Source organism: Pseudomonas sp. (assembly GCF_037994325.1).
GTDB lineage: Bacteria > Pseudomonadota > Gammaproteobacteria > Pseudomonadales > Pseudomonadaceae > Aquipseudomonas.
Genome location: NZ_JBBNAH010000411.1, coordinates 1 through 10,099, shown reverse-complemented (window position 1 = coordinate 10,099; position 10,099 = coordinate 1). Strand labels below are relative to the sequence as shown.

9 protein-coding genes and 1 pseudogene are annotated in these 10,099 nt (G+C 59.4%); all 10 read right to left on the bottom strand.

The genetic code is table 11. From position 1 onward, the window contains the following. Positions 1 to 315: pseudogene (locus AAAB16_RS13995) on the bottom strand (flagellar basal body-associated protein FliL); the annotation flags it as partial. A 361-nt stretch (positions 316 to 676) separates the two neighbouring features. Next, positions 677 to 1,978: a flagellar hook-length control protein FliK gene (locus AAAB16_RS13990; RefSeq protein ID WP_340663862.1), complete on the bottom strand. Its 1,302-nt coding sequence runs from the start codon at positions 1,976 to 1,978 to the stop codon at positions 677 to 679. Positions 1,979 to 2,118: 140 nt separating this feature from the next. Then, positions 2,119 to 2,475, bottom strand: a complete 357-nt coding sequence (locus AAAB16_RS13985) for an Hpt domain-containing protein (protein WP_340663861.1) — start codon at positions 2,473 to 2,475, stop codon at positions 2,119 to 2,121. Between the two features lie 29 nt (positions 2,476 to 2,504). Beyond that, a complete protein-coding gene (locus AAAB16_RS13980; protein ID WP_340663860.1) occupies positions 2,505 to 4,202 on the bottom strand; it encodes a SpoIIE family protein phosphatase in 1,698 nt (565 codons plus the stop codon). Positions 4,203 to 4,214: 12 nt separating this feature from the next. Beyond that, positions 4,215 to 4,520 carry an STAS domain-containing protein gene (locus AAAB16_RS13975; RefSeq protein WP_110618452.1) on the bottom strand — a complete coding sequence of 102 codons (306 nt, stop codon included), beginning with the start codon at positions 4,518 to 4,520 and terminating at the stop codon, positions 4,215 to 4,217. Positions 4,521 to 4,608: 88 nt separating this feature from the next. Then, a complete protein-coding gene (fliJ, locus tag AAAB16_RS13970; protein ID WP_340663859.1) occupies positions 4,609 to 5,061 on the bottom strand; it encodes a flagellar export protein FliJ in 453 nt (150 codons plus the stop codon). Positions 5,062 to 5,089: 28 nt separating this feature from the next. Then, complete coding sequence (gene fliI / locus AAAB16_RS13965; protein WP_110618454.1) at positions 5,090 to 6,451, bottom strand: flagellar protein export ATPase FliI; 1,362 nt, start codon at positions 6,449 to 6,451, stop codon at positions 5,090 to 5,092. Further along, a complete protein-coding gene (fliH, locus tag AAAB16_RS13960; protein WP_340663858.1) occupies positions 6,441 to 7,268 on the bottom strand; it encodes a flagellar assembly protein FliH in 828 nt (275 codons plus the stop codon). Before fliH ends, fliI begins: the two co-directional genes overlap by 11 nt. Before the next feature lie 8 nt (positions 7,269 to 7,276). Further along, complete coding sequence (fliG, locus tag AAAB16_RS13955) at positions 7,277 to 8,293, bottom strand: flagellar motor switch protein FliG (RefSeq protein WP_110618456.1); 1,017 nt, start codon at positions 8,291 to 8,293, stop codon at positions 7,277 to 7,279. Beyond that, positions 8,286 to 10,085: a flagellar basal-body MS-ring/collar protein FliF gene (fliF, locus tag AAAB16_RS13950; RefSeq protein ID WP_340663857.1), complete on the bottom strand. Its 1,800-nt coding sequence runs from the start codon at positions 10,083 to 10,085 to the stop codon at positions 8,286 to 8,288. Before fliF ends, fliG begins: the two co-directional genes overlap by 8 nt. Between the last annotated feature and the right edge of the window lie 14 nt (positions 10,086 to 10,099).

The following is a 10,099-nucleotide window of genomic DNA, read 5'->3' as shown; positions in this document are numbered from 1 at the left end:
GACTTGCATATAACGCTGACGACCATTCACATTGAAATTGACGATAAACGCTGGCGCCAGCACTTCATAAATCGCTTCTTTTTTCAGCGGCTTGCCGTCCGGACTTTTGCCCTCTTCGGCGGCGCCTTTCTCGCCTTCTTTGCCTGCCTCGGCGGCCGGCGCACTCTTGTGCAGGAAGAACCAGGTCGCGCCCACCGAACCGCCAACAGCGATCAACAACCCGACCACGATCAGAATGATCAGCTTCAGCTTGCCCTTGCCGGGAGCCGGTGCAGCGCCATCGGCGGGAGGTGCAGCTTTTTCTTTCTTAGCCATGCCAATAATCCGTCACTGATCGGAATTCTATCCGTGTTCAAAGGGTTAGGAGCAAGTGTTATGCCAGCTTGCCAGGCACAAGTGCTAACAAGCTGTTTGCACGACAGTTGATCGCCGGTGGATGCAATAAACATAGCGGAGGATGCGTCGCGAATATACCAGCAAGTTCTGCGCATGCCGGTTTGCCTGCTCTCCCCTTTCTGCTACCGCCCGCTAACAACGCTTCTAGCGTAACGGGCGCTGCGATATACCAGCAGCACCTGCGGCTGTCACTGAAAACCGGCGAAAACGCTCGGAATAGACACAACAACGCCCGCATAAGCGGGCGTTGTCAGTCTAGTTCACCAGCGCAGGGTGAAGGCTAAGCGTAGTAATCCACCAAGCCGCGACCACCACTCACGGAGCCGTTGCTGCGGATCTCGCTGGTACTCACGCTGACTTCTTCATCGCCGCCACCAAAACGGTTGCTGCTCGAGTTGCCGCGACTTTGCTGACCATCACCACCATTTTGCCCAGCCCAACCGCGGTTAAGCGACTGATCGGAGACGTTGACGTCCATGCTCATGCCCTGCTGGGTAAACATATCGCGCAGACGGTTCATCGATTCCGTCACCGCATCGCGCACCCCTGCATGCGGGCTGGCAAAGGTCACCTGGGTGGCGGCGTCCTGGGTCATGTTGATGCGCACTTCCAGGCGACCGAGGTCCGGCGGATCAAGCTGGATATCTGCCGACTTAAGGTTCTGGCTGGACATCCACATCACCTTGTCCACCACATCGTCCGTCCACACGCCCTGCTGCATGGACACCGGCGCGCCGGGTACCAGCGGCGTACGTTGCGCCTGGGTCACCTGCTGGTTAACCGCCTGATTCAACGCGCTGAGCTTGTTGGCGAAGGCATCGGCGTGCACGTCGGTGCTGCTGTCTTTCAATGCCTCGATGCCGTCCTTGCCTTTGTCCAACAGCGCCAGCTCATCGGTCACCTGGCTTTCGCCACCTTCGGGGTTCGCGGTGAGTTGCGCCATGGCGGCAGCAAAGTCTTGGCCACCGGTTTGGCCAGCCTGCGCAGCAGACGGGTTGCTAGCAGTCTTCTGCACCGCGGCCTGGGCCTTGGCCGCCATATCCAGAATCAGGTCGACCCCTGGCAGCTCACTCATGGCATCCACTTGCGGATCGTGGCCATCGTCTTCGGTCTGGGTAACGGGTGCCGTAGCCAGAGTCGACAACGACAATGGAATTTCTAGCGTCTCCTCACCTTCACCGATAACCGGCAAGCCGGCTTCGTCGGTGGTTGGCTGCGGCAATTGCTGACCGGCCATGGCCAGCAGAATCATCGGGTCGATAACCGGCTCGACCTCAGCCGGGTCGGTCGGCAAGGGATTGCCGCTATCGGCAACTGGCGTCTCAGCGGCCGTTGCCGCTGCCGCAGTTGGCTCGGCCGGTTCCTTGTCGTCAGCCTTGTCATTGGCCTTGGCATTCTTGGCTTTTGCCGCCGCTTCGTTACGGTCGACAGCCTTATCCTGGCGTTCCTTGGCGTACACCTTGGCAAAGCTGGAGGCATCGTCGTTGCTGGGTTCGGCCTGTTTGGGCTGAGGCTTCGCCGGCGCGGCTTGTGGCTTGGCTACAGGGGCGGAATTGAGGAGTGGATCTGAGGCAACGGACATCTTGCACTCTCCGTGCGGTGTGGGTCGTGCAGAAGAGATAGCAAGGCTTGGGCCAAGTTTGTATCGGGTCTGAAATAGCGCCGTGCGCACAACGGATTTTGCGGGTGCGCTGTGCACACCGGAGGAGAAGCAGCGGCGGTTTAGCGCGTAGAGAAACGCTGGCGTTCGGACTTCAACAGGATGCGCACAATGGCGAACTCACGCTCAATCTGCTCCAGCACATGCGGCGCATCGGCCAGCACCTCGGTGCGTGAGTCGTCTTCCAGTTGTTTGCAGAGGTTGGCCAGCATCGGCGCGCCCATATTGCTGCAGCTGCCTTTAAAGCTATGGGCGGCCAAGCGCAGTTCATGGGCATCGCCATTGGCCAAGGCGGCATGTAGCAGGCGCAGACGCTCTTCGGAGTCAGCCACAAAGGTATCCAGCAACAACGGATACTCAGCTTCCATAATGTCCTGCAAGCCAGCTAACACGGCACTGTCGAGATGAATATCAGCCACCGGAACTCCCCCTGAGCGAACGCCAGCGATTATGCCTGATCGCCCCACGAGAACTCTACGCTGACACCACGCCCATCGTCCGACCACGTAGAACGCTCTGTCAGCCGCCGAATCAGACTTAGGCCACGCCCTGACAGGCTTTGCGCATTACGTTGTCGCTCAATGACCTCTTGCACATTAAAGCCCGGCCCGCTGTCTTCAACCTTGATCACCAGCCGGCCGCCGCTGCCCTCTGGCATTACTTGCAGGTGAAAACGCACATAACCCTGGTCAAGATTGGCCAAACGAGCGCTGCGCTCGCGGTAGTAAGTGGCAAAGCCGGCAGCATCGCATTTGAGCTGCGAATCCAAACCCAGCACGCCGTGCTCCAAGGCATTGGAATACAGCTCTGCCAATACGCTATACAAGGCGCCGCCTTGCAGACGCAGGCCTTGCACCTCCAGCAACAACTGCAACAGAAACGGCAGCGGGTTAAAGCGCTTAAGGGTCTGCGCGCGAAATTCAAAACTGGCCGCCCAATCCAGCGGACTGGTCTGCCGGCTGTCGGTAAACGCCAGCGGTGGCCGGGGCAAGGAGTCCGCCTCCACCAGACAGACCTCGACCATGCTGAGATCGTCCTGCGCTTCGCCGCGAAACGCCGTTAGCGCCAGTTGAATTTCCTCGAACAGCAGGTCTGGCTGGCGATTGGCGGCAAACACATTGAGCAGGCGAGACTCGCCAAAGAGTTGATCTGCGGGATTACGGGTTTCCAGCACACCGTCCGACAGTAAAAACAGCCGATCGCCCAGTTCCATCGGGTAGATCTCACAGGCGTCTTTAAAGTCGGCGGGCTCCAGCACCCCCAGCGGCAAGTGGCGCGACACCAACGGCACGCGCTCCCCGGTGGCGATGCGGTGCAGGTAACCATCCGGCAGACCGCCATTCCAGACTTCCACCACGCGCCGCTGAAAACTGACGTTAAGCAACGTCGCACAGCAGAAAACGCCCACCGGCAGAATGCGCTTGAGCTTGGCGTTTACCTCGCGAAGGATTTCCGACAGTGAATAGCCCTTGGCGGTCATGCCGTAAAACACTTCGGCCAGTGGCATGGCGCCGATAGCGGCCGGCAACCCGTGACCGGTGAAATCGCCGAGCAGCACATGCATGCCGCCCGAAGGCTTGAAGGCGGCCAATAGCAGGTCACCGTTGAACACGGCAAAGGGCGATTGCATATACCGAATATTCGGCGCGTCCAGGCAACCGGAGTGGGCCACCTTGTCGAACACCGCCTTGGCCACGCGCTGCTCATTGAGCAGGTGCTCGTTATGCCGGGAGATCAGGTCGCGCTGTTCCAGTACCGTGGCCTGCAAGCGGCGCAAACGGTCCATGGCCTTGATCTTGGCGTCGAGAATGACCCGGTTGTAGGGCTTGGCGAGGAAGTCGTCACCACCGGCTTCAAGGCAGCGTACCAGTGCCTCGCCCTCGGTTAGTGAGGTAAGAAAGATGATCGGCACCAGCGCTTCGCCGGCTTTGAGTTTGATCCGCCGCGCCGCCTCAAAGCCGTCCATTACCGGCATCAAGGCGTCCATTAACACCAGGTCGGGTTGCTCCTGGTCGAACATCGCCACCGCTTCCAGCCCATTGCTGGCGGTCAGCACCCGATGGCCCTGCCGGCTGATGATGCTCGACAGCAGCATGCGGTCAGCGGCGTTGTCCTCGGCAATCAGGATGGACAGGCGCGCGCCCACGGTTATCAAACCTTAGATAATCTTGAACAGTTGTTCGAAGTTGGAAATCGCCAGGATTTTGCGCACATCCGCGTTGCAGTTCACCAGGCTGATTTGCGCGTGGTCGCCACCGGCATGGTCGCGCAGGAGCAACAACATACCCAGGGCGGAACTATCGAGGTAAGTGGTGTGGTCGAGATCGACCACGTAGCGTTTGGGCGAAATATTCACCCGTTCATACGAGTCGCGAAATGCTTGGTGTGCGCCGAAGTCGAAACGTCCCTGAATACGGATGGTCAGCTCTTGCCCGTCGCTGGACGGCAATGAAGTGATCGCCATGAAAGCTCCCCTACCCCAAATGAACCACAGAATTAAAAAAGCCCGGCAACACAGAAGGTTGAGGCATTCAACACTCTAGCAGCTGAATTCAATTGCGCTCACGTTGCAAGAGCCGCTGTGATAACTCGTCGAGCAATTTTTGCTCGCGTTTATCGGCGGCCACCCGCGCTTCATCCAGGTACTTCTGCACCAGCTTGCGCAACCCTTCCAGCCGCGCGTAACGCTGCTGCCAGATTTCCCGCGCTTTATCGAGGTTGTTGCGGTTCCACGCCACGCTTTGGTTTTGCTGGTTGATCGCCGTTTCCAGCTGCGCCAAAAAGCGTTGGTAGTTCATCAGCCATTGTCCGGAAACGCCCTGACGCCCCTCGGTAATCCATTGTTGCTGATAGTCGTTGAGGTACTGGTGCAGGCTCTGCAATTTGCCTTCCGCCTGGTTTAACAAGGTTTGGCATTTGCCCAGGTTACGCGCGGCCTCGCGCTCATCGGCCTCAGCCATGTCTACCACTGGCGCTAAACGCGCCGCTCGGCTTTGCACGGCCATTTAATTGCGCTTCCTTAGCCGCCGGTTATCAGCCGCGTGGTGGCGCTGGTGCGAACACCGCTGCCAGTAAATCTTTGCTGCGCTGCAGGCCTTCATTGTCATTAAGCCCCTGGCGTAAGTACTGAACCATCGCCGGATGACGGGAAATGGCTAAATCGGTTTCCGGATCACCGCCGGGCACATAGGCGCCGACGCTGATGAGGTCGCGGCTTTGTTGGTAGCGCGACCATAACTGCTTAAAGCGTTGGGCGTTGCGCATATGCTCGGCATCGACAACCGATGGCATCACTCGGCTGATCGACGCTTCAATATCAATGGCCGGGTAATGCCCTTCTTCGGCCAGACGCCGCGACAGCACGAAGTGGCCATCAAGCACCCCCCGCGCGGCATCGGCGATAGGATCTTGCTGGTCATCGCCCTCTGACAACACAGTGTAGAAGGCGGTGATCGAGCCACCACCCCGTTCGGCGTTACCAGCCCTTTCGACCAGGGCTGGCAGCTTGGCAAATACCGATGGCGGATAGCCTTTGGTGGCGGGCGGCTCGCCAATGGCCAAGGCGATTTCCCGTTGGGCCTGGGCGAAACGGGTCAGCGAGTCCATCAGCAGCAAAACGTTTTTGCCTTTGTCGCGAAAGTACTCGGCAATACGTGTGCAATACATGGCGGCGCGCAGGCGCATCAGTGGCGCGTCATCGGCGGGCGAGGCAACCACCACCGAGCGCTTCATGCCCTCCTCACCAAGGATGTGCTCGATAAACTCTTTTACCTCACGACCCCGCTCCCCGATCAGCCCCACCACAATGATGTCGGCCTTGGTAAAGCGGGTCATCATGCCCAACAGCACGCTCTTACCGACGCCGGTACCGGCGAACAGACCAAGACGCTGACCACGCCCCACCGTTAGCAGCCCATTGATGCTGCGGATACCCACGTCCAGCGGCTCATCAATGGGGTGACGGTTAAGCGGGTTAATCATCGGCCCATCCAGCGGCACCCAATCTTCGGCTTTCATACCGCCCTTGCCATCCAAGGCGCGGCCGGTGCCATCCAGCACGCGGCCCAGCATGGTCATGCCCATCGGCAAACGGCCGCTGTCCGGCAATGGCACCACACGGGCACCGGGGGCAATACCGGCCAGGCTGCCAACTGGCATCAAATAGATTTTGCCGTCGCCAAAACCCATCACTTCGGCTTCAACCTGCACCGGGTGATAGCTGCCGTTGTTGATCACCAGGCAGCGGCTGCCCAAGGCAGCGCGCAGGCCTTCGGCTTCCAGAGTAAGGCCGACCATGCGCAGCAAACGGCCTTCAACAATCGGCTGGGCAGGTAATTGAATGGCCTCGCTGTAGCCCGTCATGCGTTTGACGAAGCTCAAGCGCTCAAGCTTCATGCGGGGTCTCGGGCGGTGTGCTGACCGGCACGGCGTCCAGGTCAATCTGGATATCCGGCTCGGCCGGCGAGGTGGCTTGTTCGCGCTGCTGCTCGAACAGTTGCTTAAGCATTTGCGCCAGGCGAGTCTCGATGGTGGCGTCGATCTGCGATTGCTCCGACTCCACACGGCAACCGCCGGGCTGCAGGGTTTCGTCTTCAAGAATGCGCCAGGTCTCTTCATGGCGATCACGCAGGGCTTTGATCATGTCGAAGTCTTGCGGATGGATATGAATGCGCACATTGGCAGCGCCCATGGGCAGCAATTTCAGCGCCTCGCGCAATACCTGGCGGATCTGGCTGGAGTCGGTGCTGAGCTCACGCTGCACCACTTGCCGGGTCATATGGCTGACCAAGTTGACCAGTGCCACTTCCAGTTGCTGATCCTGCTCGGCAATCGGGTCGAGCAATTGGCTCATCAACAGTTCAAGGCTGGCGACCTTGGCGGCTAGGGCGACGTCGGCCTCTTGCTTGGCTTTAACCTGGCCGGAGCGCAAACCGTCGCGCTCGCCCGTGGAAAAGCCCTCGTTGTAAGCCTCCTGACGGATGACCTCCAACTCGTCGAGCGTCAAGGGTTTGACATCCTCCAGCTGAACCTCTTCGCCCTGCTGGTTGGCCTCAGGTTCTGCTGCGGCCTGGGCGTTAAGTTCAGCAGGCGCTGGCGTTGGCTCGGGCGCTGGGTGCTCGCTTTCCGGGTCGAAACTCGGTAACGCCCAGCTGGTGAAGCCGCCAACATCCTTGGCGCGGATCAGCTCGCTCGGTGCGTCCTTGTTGGCCATGTTGTGCCTTAAACCATTTCTTCGCCGCCTTTACCACCAAGGACGATTTCCCCGGCTTCGGCCATGCGGCGGGCGATGGTGAGAATTTCTTTTTGCGCGCCTTCCACATCGCTGACGCGCACCGGACCACGAGCTTCGAGGTCGTCGCGCAGCAGTTCGGCGGCACGTTTGGACATGTTCTTGAAGACCTTTTCCTTGATCGCTTCGTCGGCACCTTTGAGCGCGAGCACCAGCACGTCGGAAGACACTTCGCGCAGCAACGCTTGAATGCCCCGGTCATCGACATCGGCGAGGTTGTCGAAGACAAACATCAGGTCTTCGATCTGCGACGACAGGTCTTCGTCGACTTCGCGGATGGAGTCCATCAACTGGCCTTCTACCGAACTGTCGAGGAAGTTCATGATGTCGGCAGCGCGCTTCACGCCACCCATGGTCGCACGTGAGGTGTTGGCACTGCCGGAGAACTGTTTCTCAAGAATCTGGTTGAGTTCTTTTAGCGCTGCGGGCTGCACGGTATTCAGCGACGACACGCGCAAAACGATATCCAGACGCACTTTATGGTCAAAGTGGCCAAGCACTTCGCCGGCCTGGTCGGGGTCGAGGTAGGCAACCACGATGGCTTGAATTTGTGGGTGCTCGTAGCGGATCACGTCGGCCACAGCCCGTGGCTCCATCCATTTCAAGCTGTCCAGGCCGCTGGTGCTGCCGCCCAGAAGAATACGGTCGATCAGGCTACCGGCTTTGTCTTCGCCAAGGGCCTGGGTGAGCATTTTGCGGATATAGCTGTCGGCGCCTACGCCAACGCTGGTCTGGTCGCCGACGGTGTCGACGAACTCGCCCATCACTTGTTCAACCTGTTCGCGCTGCACATTGCGCATATGCGCCATGGCCACGCCAACTTTTTGTACTTCTTTAGGCCCCAAGTGGCGCAACACCTGCGCAGCGTCGGTTTCGCCGAGAGAAAGCAGCAGAATCGCGGCCTTATCGACCTTAGTTAGCTTGGCTGGCGTGCCTTTTTCACTCATCGGCGTTAATCCACTCTTTAACCACTTGTGCGACGCGACCCGGGTCTTCGGCTACCAGCCCCTTGATCGCATTGAGTTGCGCATCATACCCCTCGGACGGGCTTGGCAGCATGATGCTTGCTGGCCCACCCAGGCTGACGCGATCGGCGGACAACTCACCATCCAGCCCACCCATACCGCCCAGCTCCACATCACCATCGCGGCCGTCGTGGCCCAGGGCATTACTGCCTTTGCCACCGCCAGTGATGTTGTTCAGTACCGGACGCAGCACACCAAATACCAGCACCAGAATAAACAGCACACCCAGTACTTGTTTTACGACATCCCAGAACCACGGCTGGGTGTAGAACGGAATCGACTCAATTTCTTCGCCTTGGGTGGCAGTAAAGGCCGAGTTGATCACGCTGACGCTGTCGCCACGGGCGGCGTCAAAACCAACCGAGTCCTGCACCAGGCGGGTAAAGCGCGCCAAGTCCGCGGCGCTCCACGGTGTGTGGGTGACTTCACCGGTTTGCGCATTGATCTTGGCCTGATCATCCACCACCACCGCCACCGACAGACGACGCAGACGGCCTTGCTGTTGTTTGGTGTGGCTGATGGAGCGGTCCAACTCATAGTTACGCGTCGCTTGTTCACGCTTGTCGGCCGGGTATGGCGCCAGTTTTGGCAGGCCGGTGGCCGGGTCGATGATCTGTGTGCCGTTGGCATCCAGCAACGGTTGGCCAGCGGCAATCGGGCCGGGGGCCGCTGGCGCACCGGCTGCGGCTTGCTGTGGCGCGCTGGCTGGGCCTGGCGGCTGGTTGCTGACGGCGCCAGGAATGCCTTGCGAACCGGCGGCACTGGAGCGCTCTTCGTTAACTTTCTGCTCGCTGCGCAGCGCTGGTTGGTCGGGGTTGAACATTTCCGATGTCGACTCAACCGCGCTGAAATCCACATCCGCCGACACTTCAGCCTTGTAACGACCATTGCCCAGTACGGGTGCCAAAATACTGTCGACGCGCTGGCTGAACATACTTTCCATGCGCCGGCTGTAATCGAACTGCTTACCGGCCATGGTCAATTCAGAAAGCTCTTGTTGGTCGGACAGCAGGTTGCCTTTCTGGTCGACCACGGTGATTTGCGATTTGCTCAATTCCGGCACGCTGGTGGCGATCAAATTAACGATCGCCATGACCTGACTTGGCTCCAGCGCGCGGCCTGGGTATAGCTCAACCAGCACCGAGGCGCTGGGCTTGCGGTCGTCACGAACAAACACGGAGCTTTTCGGAATGGCCAAGTGCACGCGGGCGCCTTTGACGTTGTTCAAACTGGAAACAGTGCGCGCCAGCTCGCCTTCCAGGCCACGGCGATAACGGGTGGCTTCCATAAACTGGCTGGTGCCGAGACCCTGCTCGCCGTCGAGAATTTCAAAGCCAACGTTGGCATCACGCGGCGAAACGCCGGCTTGCGCCAGCTGCAAACGGGCACGGGAGACATCGCTGGCCTTGACCAGCAGCGCGCCAGAGTTGGGCTCCATGGTGTACGGAATATTGGCGGCAGTCAGGGTTTCCGTCACTTGTTTGGCGTCCATGCCTTCCAGGCTGCCATACAGCGGGCGGTAATCCGGCTGTTGCGACCACAGCACCACGGCAAAACCAATGGCCACGCTGGCGGCAAGGCCGACCAATAGGCCGACTTGGCGCAGCATGGTCATCTGCGACAGATTCTCCAAAAATGCCAAGCCAAACAGCGGCTTCTTTGGCTCGTTGGGGTCTGCCTTGACGGGTACGTTGCTGATCGCTGCTTCTGCCATTTCTTAACTCACTC

What these genes read in the sequence shown, in the direction of transcription:
- AAAB16_RS13990 (WP_340663862.1), bottom strand. Translation starts at nt 1,978, where the DNA reads ATGTCCGTTGCCTCAGATCCACTCCTCAATTCCGCCCCTGTAGCCAAG.
- AAAB16_RS13975 (WP_110618452.1), bottom strand. Translation starts at nt 4,520, where the DNA reads ATGGCGATCACTTCATTGCCGTCCAGCGACGGGCAAGAGCTGACCATC.
- fliJ (WP_340663859.1), bottom strand. Translation starts at nt 5,061, where the DNA reads ATGGCCGTGCAAAGCCGAGCGGCGCGTTTAGCGCCAGTGGTAGACATG.
- fliI (WP_110618454.1), bottom strand. Translation starts at nt 6,451, where the DNA reads ATGAAGCTTGAGCGCTTGAGCTTCGTCAAACGCATGACGGGCTACAGC.
- fliH (WP_340663858.1), bottom strand. Translation starts at nt 7,268, where the DNA reads ATGGCCAACAAGGACGCACCGAGCGAGCTGATCCGCGCCAAGGATGTT.
- fliG (WP_110618456.1), bottom strand. Translation starts at nt 8,293, where the DNA reads ATGAGTGAAAAAGGCACGCCAGCCAAGCTAACTAAGGTCGATAAGGCC.
- fliF (WP_340663857.1), bottom strand. Translation starts at nt 10,085, where the DNA reads ATGGCAGAAGCAGCGATCAGCAACGTACCCGTCAAGGCAGACCCCAAC.